Below are 17,076 nucleotides of genomic sequence, written 5' to 3'. Positions count from 1 at the left end.
AAATAAAGGCCTCAATTGAACAAGTCAATTGAGGCCCCAACTTATTCTGTGAAATGATCTATCTTGAAATTTCCAAAATTTCAAATTTCAAGGTTCCGTTGGGAACTGTGATTTCAGCAGTTTCTCCCACTTTTTTACCCAATAGCCCTTTCCCGATCGGCGAACTCACAGAAATTTTTGCCGTCTTAAGATCAGCTTCGCTTTCTGCTACAAGGGTATATTTCATTTCCATACCGTTGTTCATGTTCTTCAATTTAACGGTAGACAGTACCAACACTTTGGAAGTGTCCAATTGTGATTCATCTATCAATCTGGCATTGGCCAAAGTCTCTTCCATCTTGGAAATTTTCATCTCCAACAAACCTTGTGCCTCCTTTGCGGCATCATACTCTGCATTTTCCGACAAATCTCCTTTATCCCTTGCCTCGCCAATTGCCTGTGAAGCTTTTGGGCGCTCAACGTCCTTTAGATAATTAAGTTCCTCTCTCAATTTTTTTAGGCCTTCTGCTGTATAATAAGACACCTTACTCATAAGTTCTGCGTTAAATAAATAGGAAAATCCCCTTTTTTTAAAGAGGATTTAAGACAAATATACATAAATTTTGTTCAATTTTGTTCAAGTTAAATAAATAGGCATAGCGGTATGAAACGCGTATTGGGAATATTACTTTTCTTTTTTTTATTGTCCTGCGACAACAACTCAACCAATAGAAACCCTTACTTACAGGAAGTTAGCTTTAGGTTTGATCTTAACTTGAACTTACCGCTTTACAGTGCTTTGACCAATACGGGTAGCGCCGTATATGTGGGAAACGCCGCAGTAGGCACCCGAGGTGCATTCGTTATCAATACCGGATTCAATTCATATATGGCCTGGGAAGCCAGCTGCCCCAATCATGCCCCGAATGCTTGCTCCACAATGACCCTAGATGGGCAATTGGTTACTTGTTCCTGTGAAGGCTATGAATACAACTTATTTACCGGACAAATGATGAATAGGCCTGAAGACGGCAAGACCTATCACGACCTACTTTTTTACCGCGCCACCTATAGTGGCAATTCCGTGATTATCTCCAATTAATATCCCTTAGATCTGACCTAGGATTTTGTCCATTATCCAGCTGGTATGCAATCCTGATTTTCCAGTTGAAGGATGCTCACTGTTTTCCAGCAAATGCTCCCGTATATTTTCCACATGGAACTGTTGTACGTGCTTTGGGTGATCAATAAAGAGGTTTGTTGTTCCATTGTCATTGACCAGGGTAATATCCTCTTCATTAAACACGGAAAATATTATTTTGCCCTTACTGCCAATGATCTCCACTTTATCTTCCCGGCCCGCGGTGCCAAAATTCCAACTACCCTCTCCGGTAACCCCATTTTTATAGATCCAGCAAGCTGCAATCGCATCTTTTGCGCTATATAATTTTTGCTGGTTTGTACTTATCCCAAAAACATGTTCTACATCTCCAAGGTAAAACGAAAAAAGGTCCAACCCATGACTGGCCAAATCATCAAAATAACCCCCTGGAGCAACTTCACCATCGGTCCTCCAATTATAAGTTTTTTCAAGATCTTCTGCACTTGGGGGTTTGGAGAGATGCCATCGAATATGTCTTACTTCCCCAATCTCACCATTATCCAACCATTCCTTAATTTTTAAAAACCTTGGCAAGGAGCGCCTATAATACGCCACAAAAAGTGGCAACTTATTTTCCTTAAAAACATTGTATATCTCCAGACTGTCCGCATAACTCGGCGCCATAGGTTTCTCTACACAACAAGGCTTGCCGGCCTTAGCCACTATTAGGGCATAATGTTTATGGGTGTCCGGGGGCGTAGCAATGTACACTGCATCTACCTCTGGATCCCCGATCAAGTCCTCTGCTTTGGAGTAAAACTTTGGAACACCATGCCTTTTGGCATAGTCCTCGGCCTTTTTATCATCCCTACGCATAACGGCTATCAATTGAAAATCTTGGGTCTGTTGATATGGTGGTCCACTTTTTACCTCAGTAACCGCTCCACAACCAATTATTCCCCATCGCAGTGGTTTCTTATATTTAATATTGTTCATTATCTAAAATTTATAGTTTATAGCTATCTACTTGAGTCACAAAAAATACGGTTAAAATATGAATAAAAGGGACGAAAATCGGCGATTTTCCACAAATATGTCGAGAATTCATCGATCATATAAAAGAAATCCCAAATAACAATCTTCCAAAAGAAGCTTTAAGAGCAATAGCTTCAATATCTGGAATGCAAGACATCAAAGGGCATTATTTCCTGACCTGCCATACCCGACCCCACAATTCTTAACCCTACTTAATGGTATTTTACCTATCCTTGGGTTTTCCTTAAATTTTAGTAGATAAAATTGGAAAATCACATTGTTTTTAAATAATTTTATAATATAACTGCGCGATATTAACAATAATTTGATGTACTGCTCAATATTTTAAACATTGATTTTGATAATCATTGATCACATTCCAATTTGTAGTATCACCCTTAAAACCTTAAATAAATGAAAGCAAAAATTCTTTTTACATTTCTGATAGTACATTTTATTGCATTTAACTTATTTGCACAAGACCCAGTACTTAAAAGTGCTTTCAACGGAAAAAATTTGAAGGGGTGGATTGTTCCTGAAAACAATATTTGGTGGTCCGTGGACAACGGAATATTACAGGCCAAAAGTGGTCCTGAAAAGAAGGGCTCCATATTATGGACGGAAAAAGAATATACCGATTTTGTAATAGAAACCGACTTTAGATATGATGAGGGCACGGTAGACACGGGTATCTTCATCAGGAACGAGTCTCAACAAATTCAAATGGGAATGTCGGGTTCCTTAAAAAGAGACATGACAGGCTCGCCTTATATCGTGGGAAAAAAATATCCGGTAGAGGCACAAAATGTCAAGGAAATTCTAAAGCCCAACGACTGGAATACTATAAAAGTGATAGCCATTGCCGGTTATTATGAAGTTTGGCTCAACAACAAACACGTAATGAGCTATACCTCTGACGATTATGTTAAAACAGGGCCCATAGGATTGCAACTACATCCAAACACAGAAATGACTGCCAGCTTCCGAAATATCAAAATTGGGAAAATGTAGTGGAACTATCATCCCATGAAACAAATTAATCTAATTAAATATCGATCAACAAAAAATGAATACACCTTCATTACTGCTTAAATTGGGTTTATGCAGTGTTTTAACCCTTTTATTTATGGTATCCTGCAAGCAGGCCAAGTCTAATAAAATGGCAGAAAGCAACAATCAACCCGAGGCAGAAAAAAGAATAAAACTGGTCAGAAACGACCAAGAAAGAAAAGTAGATGTTTTTATTGATGGCAATCTATTTACCTCCTATATATATCCTACCAACATTAAAAAACCAGTACTATATCCTTTAATCACCCCTAAGGGGACCAAGATTACCAGAAAGTATCCCCTGGAACCGTCGGTGGGAGAAAGGGTGGACCATCCTCATCACGTTGGAGTTTGGTTTAATTACGGTGATGTTAACGGATTGGATTTTTGGAACAATTCAGATTCCATTAAAGTAGACAAGAGAGGAAGTTACGGTACTATTCTTCACAAGGAAATACTGGGCATGAAAGACGGCAATGAGGAAGCAAGTCTACAAGTGGCCATGGATTGGGTATCCAACATGGGAAAGGTGTTGCTAAAAGAAAATACCACTTTTATATTTAGGGGGAATCATGATGAATATTCAATAGATCGCATTACCAATCTTACTGCTCCCAACGAAAAAGTAATTTTTAAGGACAATAAGGAAGGTGTACTGGGCATAAGGGTAACGCGCGAATTGGAGCACCCCACTGACAAGCCCGATATTTTTACCGATTCCAATGGAATACCCACCGGGGTTCCAGTCTTAAACAACGAAGGTGTAAACGGAAATTACATCAATAGCGAAAATATTGAAGGCAACGACTGTTGGGGAAAAAGATCTAATTGGGTAAATCTAAGATCAACTATAGGAGATGAAAAAATCTCCTTGGCTATCTTGGACCACACTTCCAATGCCGGCTATCCTACCTATTGGCACACCCGCGGCTATGGCCTTTTTGCCGCCAATCCCCTAGGGCAGGAAGTCTTTAGCGAAGGGAAGGAGTCTTTAAATCTAAGCCTAAATCAAGGTGAGGATGTAACCTTTAAGCACCGAATTATAGTTGCCAGCAAGAATTTGGAAAAGGCCGAGCTTGATTCGGAATTTAACAACTTTTCAGAGCATTAAACTTCTGTCCTGCTTTTCAATTAAATAATCATCTATACTATTAATAAAATACAATTATGGACAACAGAAGAGACTTTATTAAAAAAACTACCCTTGCCAGTACTGGCGTTGTCGTTGGCGCATCTGCCTTTTCCGCAAAATCTTACGGGAACATCCTAGGTGCCAATGACCGTGTGGTCTTGGGATCGATAGGTGTAAGAGGCCGTGGAAGTAATTTGCTGGAAAATTTTTCCGAGATGTACGATGATGGAGTAAGGATTAAAACCGTGTGCGATGTGGATTCGGCCGTTTTGGGCGACAATGTAAAAACGGCTACCAAAAACCAAAAAGGGAACAAACCAGGTACCGAGGAGGATATGCGCCGTGTTTTTGAGGACAAGGAAATAGACGCCGTAGTCGTGGCAGTTCCAAATCATTGGCATGCACTGGCCACTATCTGGGCCTGTCAGGCCGGAAAACATGTATATGTTGAAAAACCTAGTTCCCATAATGTATGGGAAGGAAGAAAAATGGTAGAGGCCGCCCGAAAATACAATCGGGTAGTCCAGGTAGGATTCCAAAATAGATCTATAAGCAATATTATGCAGGCCATGGATTTCTTACATCGTGGTGGCATTGGAGAAGTATTCTTATCCCGAGGCACATGTTTTAAACCCAGGGATTCCTTTGGAATTTCCCCAGATAGTGTATCACCATCAACCTTGAACTACGATCTTTGGCTGGGTCCCGCCACCTATAGGCCTTATAATGAAAAAAAGGGACACTATAATTGGCACTGGCACTGGGATACCGGCAATGGTGACACAGGCAACCAAGGACCACACCAATTTGATATTGCCCGATGGGGCCTGAATAAAAAAATACATCCGGTAAAGGTTCAGTCCATGGGAGGTATTTTTGGATTTACACCACAGGAATGTTCGCAGGAAACACCTAACACCCAAACTTCGGTATTTGAGTATGGGGATGGAAAAATATTGGAATTTGAAACTAGGGGCAGATACACCAATCATGAGGCCAATTTAGGAGTGAAAATTGGTAATATGTTTTACGGAACGGAAGGGTGGATGGAAGTAAACGGCTCTACCTGGAAAGCATACAAAGGCAAGGAGACCGAACCTTTTGCAGGTTCTGAAATGGCCGGAAGTGCTGCCGTTGGTGGTGACACCTCCTTTTTGACCGCCCCCGATAGCAAGGGACATTATGGCAATTTTATAGACGGGGTACGCTCAGGAAATCATCATGATTTAAACTGCGATATAGAGACAGGACATATGTCCACGGTGCTGCCATTGATAGCAAATATTGCCCTGAGGGTGGGGGAAACCTTAAAATTTAATGGGGAGTTCGAGAAATTTATAAACAATGAAGAAGCTGATCTTTTGCTTACCAGAAAGTACAGATACCCGTATATAGTGCCGGAAAATGTTTAATAAACACAACTTACTATATTAGAAATAGATACTATTCTTTGGAGTAAAATGTAAAATACCCCTATGTTGGCCTAACGGACCATCATAGGGGTATTTTTAGTTCTGGAACAAAAGAGTAGAGTATGTACTTAAAAACTAAAGGTTGCCCCTAAGAGAAAATTAATCCCTGCCTGTGGGTAATAACCGGCTCCTTCATAGGTCGTAATGGTATCGGGCACTGAATAATCGTCATCAAACGTATAAAAATATCCGTTGGACACATACAAGGAGTCAAAAATATTATTGACCAACCCAGATAGCACTATGCTCCTAATAAAACCATTGGTATTGATTTCGTACTGAACGTTAAAATCGGTTTGTGAATACGAATCCAATTTAGAACCTTCAGAATCTATATTACCCATATACTGTTCTCCCACAAATTTGGTCAACAAACTAAGTTGCACATTTTCTTTAGGCTGATAGCTCAAAACGTTTCCTACTATAATATCTGGCGAAAAGGAAATATGGGTTTCACCAAGTTTTTCCAGTTCACCATCCCGTTGAAACACAAAATCCCTGTTTCTGTTTCTGCTCAATGCTATATTGGGACGTATTTTAAATTGATTCCCCAAAGCTATGGTGGCATCCACTTCCAAACCTAAGCGGTAACTATCCCCAACATTGGCACGCAAAGGACCTCCTACATCGTTTAACTCGCCGGTAAGCACCAATTGATCCTTATATCCCATATAGTATACATTGGTATTCAATTGCACATTTGGGGAAATATAGCGCCATCCCAACTCATAATCGTTCAGCTTTTCAGGCTTGGGACTACCATTTTCGTAATCATTTCGGTTGGGTTCACGATTGGCCCTGGCATAAGAGAGGTAAAAATTATTGTTCATGTTAAGATCGTAGGTAATCCCAACCTTAGGGTTGAAAAAATTAAAGGTGTCATCTACGATTCCTGTATCTTCGCCATTGGCCGTATAGCCTATGGTCCTATACTGTAAATCCCCGTAAGCACTCCATTGGTTGCTAAATTTATAATTCGCCTTGGCAAAAAGATTTAGATCTGTTTTGGTGGAACTGTCATCATAATATCTGTCTTCATAATCCTTATTGTTGGAAAAACGGGCCCAAATAATTTCCCCAAAATGGCTTCCTTCATATTTGTTCCAACCTCCCCCAAGAATTAAATTCAATCTCTCTTTGTCATAATTGGCAGAAAAAGTGGTGCCGTAAAAATCATTGTCCAGCCAACGTCTTCTTATTAGATCGGTCTTATCCACTTCTTCCCCATCAACCATTATAGGCTCAATTCCATAGGTACTAAAGTCATCATTTTCCTTATACTGTTCAAAAAAACCTCTTCCCTTGGTAAAATGAAATGCCAGATTGGTATTCCAATTATCTGCAATTTGTTCATTCCAATGCAATTGAAAATGATTTTGCCTATAATTATCCTCTTCGTGGTCATAAAACTGGGTATTTCCATTTTCATCGGTATAGATTCCCGCGGAATTAAATGTTCTATCAGACTCCAATGTTTCTGCATCTATCCCATTCCAAGCCTGATATGTAATTTCATGTCCTCCGAACAACAATGCCTTTACCAAAGTATTGTCATCAACATAGGACCCTTGCAAAAAGTAGGAATCCAATTCGGAAGAAGCCCTATCAATATAACCGTCGGAGGTTATTCTGGACAAACGTCCCGCAATTTCAACATGATCGTTCAAAAGACCGGTGCTAAACTTCAAATTGTTCCGGAGTGTTCCAAAGCTGCCTATGGAAGACGAAATCTGACCAAAGGCCTCGTCGGAAACGGCATCGGTCAACAAATTTAAACTGGCACCAAAGGCTCCTGATCCGTTTGTTGATGTTCCTACCCCACGCTGTAATTGCAAACTTTCTGTGGAAGAGGCAAAATCGGGCATGTTTACCCAAAAGGATCCATGTGACTCCGCATCGTTGTAGGGAATCCCATTTATGGTAACATTTACCCGTGTACCATCACTACCACGAACCCGTATACCTGTGTAGCCTACACCTGCCCCGGCATCGGAAGTAGTAACCACGCCTGGTAAAAAATTCATTAGAATAGGAATATCCTGTCCTAAATTTCTGGGTTTGATCTGTTCTTTGGTCAAATTGGAAAAGGTTACCGGAGATTGCTTGGTAACCCTAACAGCGGATACCAATACCTCATCCAAGGCAATTTCTTTTCCTTCCAAAGAATCTTTGGGTTTCTCTTGGCCATAGGCCGTAAATGCAGTCGCAAGAACAGCGACCGTTGTGAACATAGTTTTCATTCGTAATACATTTGTTACGAATAAAAGGGGCTATTATTCTGGTTAAAAATTGATTTTTGTTTTTTCCGATTACAAAATTGTATCGAAAATAAAACGTTGGAAATTCCAAAACGCGATTTTCGCATCCCTTGGCAGCATTACCTGCCCAGGTTCCTTGGGTATAATCTCAGCCTGACCTAACAAGCACCCCTTTGAGACGGGCGCAAATTTACATCCGAACATTCTATTTTCATAATAAAAGGCGATAAATAATTAACTTTTATTTATAGGCCATTGGGACCTGAAATACGTAATTTAGAATATAAGCCGCTAAAACCGAGCCATTAATGAACAAGACGAAGAACAAATTTACCTTTAAAATAATGTTCAGTTACCTAATGCTCGGGGTATTAACCCTTGTGGTGGCTTATTTTATATTTGCAGAAATAAAGGTCTTTGTATCTACCGACACCGCTACGGAAAACGATGCCAAATTACTAAAAACAGGCTCCCTACTTACAGAACTTTATGAGGCCGAAAGTCTTTCCAAACTGGCACTACAAAAAAAGACTCCAAAAAGTTTTACGGCCTACGCCCAAAAGATAGATTCAATTTTTATTACCATAGACTCTCTTAAACTACTTACGGTGAATGAATACCATAAAGAAATGTTGGACAGCGTGCAGGGGCTTCTTAAGAAAAAGGTATTCAACAGCAATGAACTCCTCCGATTAAAAAGAAAAAACGAAGCCAACAATTCCATAGACAATGCCCTTAAGGAATTTAGTAAAATAGAGGAATCCCTGGGCAAAATAACCCCGGAAAGCCTTAATCCCAATTATAAGGACCTCCCGCCCGAAACACAGAATACCATAAAAAAGTGGGCAGAATACCTTAGTGAGAATGTCCCAAAAGATAGCAGTAGCATTCCTGTATCGCAGCAGGTAGATTCGGTGTTAACGGCATCCAAATCGCTTTTGGCCGAGGCCAAACAAAGCAATACCAAAACCTTACGTTCGGTGGCCCAAAAAGAATTACAATTGAGCAGGGCCGATCTGGAAATTTCACAGCAGTTGCGCAGTATTATTTCTGCCTTTGAACAGGAAGTGATCACAAAATCGTACAATGACAACCTAAAAAAACAAACCGCACTTAAAAAAAGTCTTCGTGTTGCCGGTTTTGCCAGCCTACTCGGTTTAGCCATTGTAGGACTCTTCACTTTTTTGATTACCAAAGATTACTGGAAGGTACAATTGTACAGGCAGCAATTGGAAAAGGAAAAGAAATTTTCAGAATCCCTTTTAAGAAGTCGGGAACAATTGATCTCCACGGTAAGCCATGACCTGCGCACCCCCTTGAATACAATAACCGGATATTCAGAACTCATGGAAAGTACCGGGCTGTCCGGGAAGCAGGTTTCTTATTTAAAAAATGTAAAATCCGCCTCCAAATATGTCGATAGCCTGGTAAACGATCTTTTGGATTTTTCCAAATTGGAGGCAGGAAAAATTAAAATAGACCAGAAGGCATTTATACTCTCAGATCTTATCCGTGAAACTTCCGAAAACCTCAAGGAAATACATTCTAAAAAACCTATAGAACTAATTGTAACAATAGACGCGCAACTGAATAATCCCGTTTTAGGGGACCCATTTAGGGTAAGACAAATATTGACCAACCTAATTGGCAATGCCTATAAATTTACCAATGAAGGTTTCATAAAAGTTGAAGCCAAGGTGGTAAGCGAGGTCAATGGCAACTACCAAACCTTAATTCAGGTCACAGATTCCGGCATTGGTATTAAAAAAGAAAAACAAGAGCATATATTTAAGGAGTTTACCCAAGCGGAGGACCATACCGATAAGAAATACGGCGGCTATGGTCTTGGCCTAACCATTTCCAAAAAACTTACCGAACTGTTGGGTGGACAAATTAGTCTGAAGAGCGAAGAAAATAGGGGAAGTACATTTTCGGTTGAACTTCCTCTCGAGATATCAAAAAAACCTTTGATTTCCCCAAACAAAATTGAAATAGGCCCTGAAGTGAACTTGTCCCTTCTAGTCATTGACGATGACCCTGCTATGCTAAAACTACTGAAGGAAGTCTGTCAACATTTGGGACTCTCTGCCCACACCTACAATAATTTTGATCACGTTTTAAAAACTAGGACACTTGAGTACGACATGGTTTTGACCGATATACAAATGCCCAATATGACGGGTTTTGAAGTATTGGGCAAACTACAAAACGGCACCTACTCACATTATGCCGGGCAACCCGTAGTAGCCATGACCGGGCGAAAGGATTTAAAAAGACAGCAGTATATCGAAGCAGGTTTTTCAGATATCCTTCAAAAACCCTTTACCAAAGATATGTTCTTGGAAGTATTGACCAACTTGTTCCCCCACGCAGTTCGTAAAAACACTAAAAATAAAGCTAAACCTAATATCGCCTCCGGTTCCATCTTGTTCCACTTAGGGGTTATATCCTCTTTTTTAGGAAATGATGAGGAGAGCATAGCCGAAGTTTTAGAGACCTTTATTACAGACACCAAAACAAACATGGAAAAATTGAAAGTAGCAGTAGATGATATGGACATTAAGACGGTGAATGTTGTTTCGCACCGAATGCTCCCTATGTTCCGGCAATTGAATAGTACGGAAATAGTTCCAATTTTAGAACAAATGGAGATTTTGAAAATTGATCAAATGGAACCTAAGGTCTTGAATCAAACCTACAGGAACCTACATAATAAGTCCACCGTTTTGATCTTGGCCATTAAATCGTATCTGGCTACAAGTCCAAATTATAGTGATTAATTTTATTATAAAGCGTTTTTCTTGTAATCTGAAGTAGTTTGGCCGCTTTGGATTTATTGAAATTTGATTGTTTTAAAGCATTTACTATTTGTTCCTTCTCATAATCGGCCTTGGAAAAGTGATCGACTTTAACGCTACTTTCCTTGCTCCTGTATACTTCTTTGGGCAGTGCCCCTTTCTCCACCATATCCCCGCTGGTCAACAGAACTGCCCTTTTTATCACATTCTGTAATTCCCGTAGATTTCCTGGCCAATGATATTGCTTAAATATATCCTCCACATCTTCTGAAAAACCTTCTACTTTTTTTCCTAAGGATCGGTTGGCCTTTCGTAAAAAGAAATCAGCGAAAAGTGGCAGGTCTTCAAAGCGATCCTCCAAAGACGGGATTTCAACAGAAAATTCGTTGATCCTATGAAATAGATCTTCCCGGAAATTACCTTTTTCAACGGCTTCAGTCAAGTCTTCGTTGGTTGCCGTAACTATACGCACATCTACCTCTATCTCCTTGGTACTACCTACTCTTTTAATCTTTCTTTCCTGAAGTGCCCTTAACAATTGTATTTGGTTTTCATAGCTAAGGTTTCCTATTTCATCCAAAAACAGTGTACCCCCATTTGCGGCTTCAAAATGGCCAATCTTATCCTCCACTGCTCCAGTAAAACTTCCTTTGATATGACCAAAAAATTCACTCGTGGCAATTTCTTTGGGTATGGCACCGCAATCAACAGCCACAAAACTGTGTTCCTTGCGCTTACTGTTATCGTGTATCGCCCTTGCAGTCACCTCCTTTCCTGTCCCACTTTCCCCTGTAATTAAAACGGACATGTCTGTAGGAGCAACAAGCTTAATGTACTCGTGCAATTTTTTGGAAGCCCCACTTATTCCAATAACAACCCTATCGTCCTGGGGATCAACTACTGAATTTTCACTCTTATGGCTATGCTTTGGCTTACTATCCAATTCCCTCTTGGTCTCTTGGTTTAAGGCGCTTTTAATCTGCATTAAAATTTCCTCGGGCGTAAATGGTTTGGAAATATAGTCGTAGGCACCTTTTTTCATCGCCTCTACGGCCGAACCTACTTCAGCATAACCCGTCATCACAATAACCTGTGTCTTTGGATTTACCGCCTTGATATCGGATAGCAGTTGCAGCCCATCATAATTGGGAAGACGTAAATCTGTCAATACCAGATTATAAGTGGTTGTCGTGAATTTAGTCTTGGCATCCCGGGCCGTAAAACTAACGTCGACATCGTATCCGTTTCTAATCAAAAACTTTTGAAGCATTTGACAAAAAGCGGAGTCATCTTCAATGATGAGGAGTTTGGGCATACCTTTTTATTGCTATTTACTATGAATAGTAAAAATACCATAAGAAAGTTATTTGCCTTTAAAAATTTTCATAAAAAAAAGAGGGGGATTGCATAAAACATCCCCCTCTTACCAAACCAACTTGATACAAACAAATTATTCAAGTTTTCTTATAGTTCAATCCAATTTCCATCTTTATCGGCATACAAAGTACCTGTAGTACCGTCCTCCAATGTTACTTCCAACTTATATTGCTCCTGCTTATTAACATAAGCCTTGCTGACGGTACCTGAAGGATAGTCAGTAGAAACAGCTGTTGTAACCGCTTCTGGTAAATCACTGCTCTCTATTTCCGTGAAGTCGTCCTGTGCAACAGCAATTTGCGTAGTTGCCTCCGCTAACTCTTCCCCTGCTTGGGCAAATGCTGTTAGACTTCCAAATGATAATACTGCAACAAAAAATAATTTTTTCATGATTTTCATTTTAATGGTTAAACTTGCTATAGCTATTGAAAATATGGTACCAAAATTAAACGAACACTTAAAATACACATAACATACTATATATGTGAATGTTATGAGTTGTGTGTAAAAAATTGGACTGTGTATTTTTGGGTATTAAACTTTTTTAATGGGTAAAAACTAAACACTATTTCTTATGTATCCTTTTTGTATGCCAGAAACAGATTCTTTATTACCTAATAACTAATTGTGTAATGTCGCCAATCAAATGATAATGCTATCAAGTAACCGCCATACTTCACCTTGTAAAACACCAAAAACAAAAAATGGGATCGTTCAAACGATCCCATTATCATTGGGCGTACCAATGATATCATAATAAACACATCCTATCTTTCTATCCAATCCCCATCCTTATCGACATATATAGTACCGCTATTGCCTTCTTTCAAAATTATATCCAACCTGAATTGTTGAAAATTGTTAACATAAGCCTTATTGATAACCGCAGAAGAATAATAGGTGTCTATTGCCTTGGTCACTGCTTCGGGCAATTCTGCAGCACCTATTTCGGAGAATTTACCTTGGGCCATGCTAATTTCCGTAACCGCCCCCTTTACTGATTTGTTCTCCTGTGCACAGGCGGTTAAACTTGTTAACGATAGTGCAATTCCAAAAAATAATGTTCTCATAGTTCCATTTTTAATAATTATTACCATTAACTATGGAAAAACAATACCGAAACCAATAAAAAACTTCATTAACTTGACTTTCAATAACTTAAAGAAGATTTGCTATTGCACAAAAACTGTGTAATAATGGGTATTAAGGAATTCAATTGTGTTAAAATTACACACCATGACCTCTGATAGGGGGGGAACAATGACAACTTGATATCCCATGAACAGGACTAAATGTGGCAACGGCTAACACTATACTACTAAGACATTAATAATAGTTGAGTGCTACTTCCCTATAGAAACGCATAAGGGCCACCAAAACGGTAGCCCTGCTAATTCAAATTACTAATATAACTCACCTTGATAATGTATTACATCTCAATCCAGTTGCCTTCGGCATCAGCGTATAATTCGGAATTGGTGCCGTCAGAAAAAGTAACCTCCAACTTATATTCAGCCTCCTCATTTACATAGGCTTTATTTACTACCGCACCTGCGTGATCTTTCTCCAAAGCTTTTGTGATGGTGTCGGGCAATTGATCAAGGTCTATTTCTGTAAACTCCTGAGCAATAATAATCTCCATAATTCCATCGTGAAAAATTGGAGGTGATGCCAAAACTGGACTTAAACTTCCCATTGCCAACGCTGTTGCGAAAACGAAACTTTTCATATCATTTTTCATATCTCTAATATTTTTGTGTGAATACTAATTTTTTCTTACAGAACATAGACGTAAAATTATGCCAACAGAAAAATTTAAATAAAATAACTTACAAATAATTGACAATCAATTACTTAACTTATTTTTATCATCCCTAGGGTATGTGTAAATATGTATAGCACCCAAAAAAGTGTATAAAAGTTATACACTTTTTGGATACAATACCTAATATGTTGGTTTGAAGAAGAGTTTCACCCAAACAAGGTCAGGGCAAATAATCCAAAATGTTTAACACAAAACTATTTTACCTGATGGGCCGGTTTCAAAAGGTCGTTGACCGTTTTTACCGGGTTAAAGGTCACCAAGGGAACCTCCACAAAAATGGTATTCCAAAAGGCCATGGCACCGTTCCAGAGACCGGGCAATTCCAAGGCTTTCAGATCCTTGCCTTCTTTAGTCTTTTGGGTAATAAAACCTTGCTTGGTATCCACAAAATTGAGTAAATCAAATTTTTCGCCCTTATAATTCTTAACCCCACAGACCAAATCTACTGGGTTAAAATGGGTAGAGTTCTTCAAGATGTCAACCTGTGCGGGATTATCCATATCTATCTGTGCCGACTCAATAATTTGAAGTGAGATATGATCGTTGGCATCCCTAATCCAAAATGGACCGCCTCCCGGTTCACCCTCATTCTTGACCATCCCGCAAATACGAATGGGACGATTGATCTTATCTTTTAAAATTTCTATTTGCTGACCAATACTAAAACCACTGAATTTATCTGAAAACCGGACATTTAAATCCTTTTCCAAAAACGATTTTACGGTTTCCAATAATTCGGAAGTTAAATTGTCCCCGTCCAATAGCTTGGCGTATTCAAAAGCCTTACTTTGTAATTCCAACAACAGTCCGGCCAATGTCTTTTTACTCTGGGCCACCTCGTCGGAAAATCTTGGAACTACCACATTATCTATATTCTTTATAAAAATAATGTCCGCATCCTGTTCGTTGAGGTTCTCAATCAAAGATCCGTGTCCAGCAGGCCTGAACAACAAGGAACCATCCGAATTTCTAAACGGCTTGTTATCCAAAGTTACTGCGATAGTATCCGTAGAAGGTTTTTGAAATGAATAGTTTACTTTAAACGAGGTTGTGGTATCTTTTGCCACACGCTCCCCAGCAGTCTTAAATTCTTTATTGAACATTTCACCATGCTGTTCCGAAATAGTAAAATGTAGATTTGCCTCGTTATTTACCTCAGCGTAGGCAACTGCCTCCTTCAGATGCTCCTCGAAAGGGGTAGCACCGTGCTTGCCATAATCATGAAAAGGCAAAAGGCCCTTTGGGTAAAATCCGAAATCCAAGCCTTCAGGCAATAACATCTCCTTGACAAAAAGGTACTTTTCCTCATCCTTGGAGCTCGTTTTACCAGCTATTCGTTTTTGAATATGGTCGTAAAAGGCAAAATTTTTGTACCCATCAAAGAAAGCCTTAACATCCTTATCCTTGGTCCTATCCAAATAGACCTCGAATTTTTCGGCTTTGGGGTCGTAGGTATCCAAAAAATTGAACATGGCCTTGAACATTCGGGATGCAGCACCGGAAGCCGGCACAAATTTTAGCAGTGAAGTCTTCTTTTTTGCATCCTCAAATTTTTTAATCAACTTTTGTTCCTCGGTCTTGGAAAATTTTGAAATTCCGTCGGATACCACTGCCGCCTTTTCTAATCTCACAAAGGGAATACCCTCTTTAAATGTCTCTATTTGACCAAGAACTTTTTCTTTGGAAATACCTTTTTTTTCTAATTGTTTTTTGTCTGCTTCCGTTAATTCCATTATTTTTTTAATAGTTGGTTAATGTAGTTCTGGGCCGTTGTAAGCCTTGTTTTTTTATCACCCTTTAAGATAATAAAATTCCTGTTATATTTTTCCAAAGTATCCTTGAAATAAAGAAACATTCGTTCACGGTCCTCCGGTTTATCCCTTAGATCGTCTTTTTCCCACGGAATGTCTATATAGGTTAGAAAATAAATATCGTAACTATTCTGTAGTGCGTAAGTTTCCAGAACAGGATCACAATATCCCAAATAGTAGGCTTCGGAATAAACTTTGGTCTCCAAAAGATCGGTATCGCATATTAAAACTTCATTAGCCTTTTTGGTCAAGGAATTCTCCAATTTAATCTGCCCTTCAGCTATGGGCAATAAATCTTTGGGCTCACAGGTTTTCTTTTCATTGTCCCATTTATCCTGGAGGTAATCACGTGCATATTCGGGTACCCAAACAGTATTGTAATGTCTGGCCAAATCTTGGGACAAGGTAGTTTTTCCCGTAGATTCCGGACCAAATAAAACTACTTTAATAATACTTGAGGGCTCTTGTTTAAACTTTTCTTCCATGCAAGGTATCCGAAAATGGCAATAATGGTGAACAATAAATATTGAAGAGATGTAAATATAAGTCCTTTATACAAATATAGTGGAACCGATATTACATCACCGATTATCCAATATACCCAATTTTCAAGTTTTTTCTTTGCCATCAGCCACATTCCCACAAAGAATACGGCCGTTGTTAGGGCATCTACATAAGCTGTCCAACTGTCCAACTAATTAAATACCACATATACCAAAACAACAAATAAAACCGTAGACCCAAATAAAACAACTATCCATTTTCTTTCCTTGGCAGTTGTTTTTGTTATTGGAATAAAATGTGTCTCATCTACCTTTCTAGTCCATATATACCATCCGTAGATACTCATTGCAAAATAGTACGCATTGATCAGCATATCTCCCAATAACCCAAAAACAAAAAGTATATATACGAACACTCCGGTACTAAGAATTCCTGTTGGGAATACCAAAATGTTCTCTCGCATGGAATACCAAACACTTAAAAATCCAAAAAGCACCCCTACCATTTCCAAAACTATTAAATAGGTTGGCGTATCTTGATATTGGGCAAAAATCCAATCGAAAATGGGGCTCATAGTTACTCAGGTCAAATCTAATTATTCTCAGGGTCAACCAAACTCTTTCCAATCAACTCAAAAGACAATTTTATCTCCTTTGTCAGCAGCTGTTTATCTTGGGTGATTTTGAGACGTATTGACGTTCAACATACCTCAAAAATAACTTTTCACATTTAA

The 17,076-nt window shown here is 39.1% G+C and carries 14 protein-coding genes, 1 pseudogene and 1 riboswitch; of the genes and pseudogenes, 5 read left to right on the top strand and 10 right to left on the bottom strand.

Going from position 1 to position 17,076, the window contains the following annotated elements:
• Window positions 1-58: 58 nt before the first annotated feature.
• The gene (gene greA, locus MWU84_RS02365; RefSeq protein ID WP_246897782.1) at window positions 59-532 is read right to left on the bottom strand and encodes a transcription elongation factor GreA; all 474 of its coding nucleotides are present in this window, start codon (window positions 530-532) and stop codon (window positions 59-61) included.
• A gap of 111 nt (window positions 533-643) precedes the next feature.
• On the opposite strand from greA, the gene MWU84_RS02360 reads away from it, so the two are divergent.
• Complete coding sequence (locus tag MWU84_RS02360; protein WP_246897781.1) at window positions 644-1,081, top strand: hypothetical protein; 438 nt, start codon at window positions 644-646, stop codon at window positions 1,079-1,081.
• A gap of 6 nt (window positions 1,082-1,087) precedes the next feature.
• Here MWU84_RS02360 and MWU84_RS02355 read toward each other — a convergent pair whose 3' ends face one another.
• Complete coding sequence (locus MWU84_RS02355; RefSeq protein ID WP_246897779.1) at window positions 1,088-2,077, bottom strand: Gfo/Idh/MocA family oxidoreductase; 990 nt, start codon at window positions 2,075-2,077, stop codon at window positions 1,088-1,090.
• 453 nt (window positions 2,078-2,530) lie between these two features.
• On the opposite strand from MWU84_RS02355, the gene MWU84_RS02350 reads away from it, so the two are divergent.
• The 3 genes from MWU84_RS02350 to MWU84_RS02340 all read left to right on the top strand — a co-directional run bounded on the left by MWU84_RS02350 (window position 2,531) and on the right by MWU84_RS02340 (window position 5,710).
• Entirely contained in the window at window positions 2,531-3,127 is a 597-nt protein-coding gene (locus MWU84_RS02350) for a DUF1080 domain-containing protein (RefSeq protein ID WP_246897777.1), read from the top strand.
• A gap of 148 nt (window positions 3,128-3,275) precedes the next feature.
• On the top strand, window positions 3,276-4,277 hold the full coding sequence (locus MWU84_RS02345; RefSeq protein WP_246897775.1) for a PmoA family protein: 1,002 nt from the start codon (window positions 3,276-3,278) through the stop codon (window positions 4,275-4,277).
• A 56-nt stretch (window positions 4,278-4,333) separates the two neighbouring features.
• The gene (locus MWU84_RS02340; protein WP_246897773.1) at window positions 4,334-5,710 is read left to right on the top strand and encodes a Gfo/Idh/MocA family oxidoreductase; all 1,377 of its coding nucleotides are present in this window, start codon (window positions 4,334-4,336) and stop codon (window positions 5,708-5,710) included.
• A 128-nt stretch (window positions 5,711-5,838) separates the two neighbouring features.
• Here MWU84_RS02340 and MWU84_RS02335 read toward each other — a convergent pair whose 3' ends face one another.
• Window positions 5,839-8,010: a TonB-dependent receptor gene (locus tag MWU84_RS02335; protein ID WP_246897771.1), complete on the bottom strand. Its 2,172-nt coding sequence runs from the start codon at window positions 8,008-8,010 to the stop codon at window positions 5,839-5,841.
• Window positions 8,011-8,117: 107 nt separating this feature from the next.
• Window positions 8,118-8,212: riboswitch (TPP riboswitch) on the bottom strand.
• Window positions 8,213-8,336: 124 nt separating this feature from the next.
• Between MWU84_RS02335 and MWU84_RS02330 the strand changes: the two genes are divergently transcribed.
• The gene (locus MWU84_RS02330; protein ID WP_246897769.1) at window positions 8,337-10,808 is read left to right on the top strand and encodes an ATP-binding protein; all 2,472 of its coding nucleotides are present in this window, start codon (window positions 8,337-8,339) and stop codon (window positions 10,806-10,808) included.
• Here MWU84_RS02330 and MWU84_RS02325 read toward each other — a convergent pair.
• The 7 genes and pseudogenes from MWU84_RS02325 to pnuC form a co-directional block, all read right to left on the bottom strand.
• A complete protein-coding gene (locus MWU84_RS02325; protein WP_246897767.1) occupies window positions 10,783-12,141 on the bottom strand; it encodes a sigma-54 dependent transcriptional regulator in 1,359 nt (452 codons plus the stop codon). The genes MWU84_RS02330 and MWU84_RS02325 overlap by 26 nt on opposite strands.
• Before the next feature lie 149 nt (window positions 12,142-12,290).
• Complete coding sequence (locus MWU84_RS02320) at window positions 12,291-12,593, bottom strand: hypothetical protein (RefSeq protein ID WP_246897765.1); 303 nt, start codon at window positions 12,591-12,593, stop codon at window positions 12,291-12,293.
• A gap of 377 nt (window positions 12,594-12,970) precedes the next feature.
• Complete coding sequence (locus MWU84_RS02315) at window positions 12,971-13,273, bottom strand: hypothetical protein (RefSeq protein ID WP_246897762.1); 303 nt, start codon at window positions 13,271-13,273, stop codon at window positions 12,971-12,973.
• A gap of 359 nt (window positions 13,274-13,632) precedes the next feature.
• On the bottom strand, window positions 13,633-13,944 hold the full coding sequence (locus MWU84_RS02310; RefSeq protein ID WP_246897760.1) for a hypothetical protein: 312 nt from the start codon (window positions 13,942-13,944) through the stop codon (window positions 13,633-13,635).
• Window positions 13,945-14,222: 278 nt separating this feature from the next.
• Window positions 14,223-15,761: a DUF4301 family protein gene (locus MWU84_RS02305; protein WP_246897758.1), complete on the bottom strand. Its 1,539-nt coding sequence runs from the start codon at window positions 15,759-15,761 to the stop codon at window positions 14,223-14,225.
• On the bottom strand, window positions 15,761-16,324 hold the full coding sequence (locus MWU84_RS02300) for an ATP-binding protein (RefSeq protein WP_246897756.1): 564 nt from the start codon (window positions 16,322-16,324) through the stop codon (window positions 15,761-15,763). Before MWU84_RS02300 ends, MWU84_RS02305 begins: the two co-directional genes overlap by 1 nt.
• Window positions 16,279-16,917 (bottom strand): annotated as a pseudogene (gene pnuC, locus MWU84_RS02295) (nicotinamide riboside transporter PnuC). Before pnuC ends, MWU84_RS02300 begins: the two are co-directional and overlap by 46 nt.
• Window positions 16,918-17,076 lie beyond the last annotated feature (159 nt).

It is taken from the genome of Arenibacter sp. F20364 (assembly GCF_023015905.1).
Lineage (GTDB): Bacteria > Bacteroidota > Bacteroidia > Flavobacteriales > Flavobacteriaceae > Arenibacter.
Note: the sequence above shows the minus strand (reverse complement) of the source record. Positions and strands in the feature narration are given on the sequence as shown.

Bases quoted from the DNA above. Each gene is read 5' to 3' on its own strand.
- MWU84_RS02300 (WP_246897756.1), bottom strand. From the start codon at position 16,324: ATGGAAGAAAAGTTTAAACAAGAGCCCTCAAGTATTATTAAAGTAGTT.
- MWU84_RS02350 (WP_246897777.1), top strand. From the start codon at position 2,531: ATGAAAGCAAAAATTCTTTTTACATTTCTGATAGTACATTTTATTGCA.
- MWU84_RS02360 (WP_246897781.1), top strand. From the start codon at position 644: ATGAAACGCGTATTGGGAATATTACTTTTCTTTTTTTTATTGTCCTGC.
- MWU84_RS02355 (WP_246897779.1), bottom strand. From the start codon at position 2,077: ATGAACAATATTAAATATAAGAAACCACTGCGATGGGGAATAATTGGT.
- MWU84_RS02340 (WP_246897773.1), top strand. From the start codon at position 4,334: ATGGACAACAGAAGAGACTTTATTAAAAAAACTACCCTTGCCAGTACT.
- MWU84_RS02305 (WP_246897758.1), bottom strand. From the start codon at position 15,761: ATGGAATTAACGGAAGCAGACAAAAAACAATTAGAAAAAAAAGGTATT.
- greA (WP_246897782.1), bottom strand. From the start codon at position 532: ATGAGTAAGGTGTCTTATTATACAGCAGAAGGCCTAAAAAAATTGAGA.
- MWU84_RS02310 (WP_246897760.1), bottom strand. From the start codon at position 13,944: ATGAAAAATGATATGAAAAGTTTCGTTTTCGCAACAGCGTTGGCAATG.
- MWU84_RS02315 (WP_246897762.1), bottom strand. From the start codon at position 13,273: ATGAGAACATTATTTTTTGGAATTGCACTATCGTTAACAAGTTTAACC.
- MWU84_RS02345 (WP_246897775.1), top strand. From the start codon at position 3,276: ATGGCAGAAAGCAACAATCAACCCGAGGCAGAAAAAAGAATAAAACTG.
- MWU84_RS02325 (WP_246897767.1), bottom strand. From the start codon at position 12,141: ATGCCCAAACTCCTCATCATTGAAGATGACTCCGCTTTTTGTCAAATG.
- MWU84_RS02330 (WP_246897769.1), top strand. From the start codon at position 8,337: ATGAACAAGACGAAGAACAAATTTACCTTTAAAATAATGTTCAGTTAC.
- MWU84_RS02320 (WP_246897765.1), bottom strand. From the start codon at position 12,593: ATGAAAAAATTATTTTTTGTTGCAGTATTATCATTTGGAAGTCTAACA.
- MWU84_RS02335 (WP_246897771.1), bottom strand. From the start codon at position 8,010: ATGAAAACTATGTTCACAACGGTCGCTGTTCTTGCGACTGCATTTACG.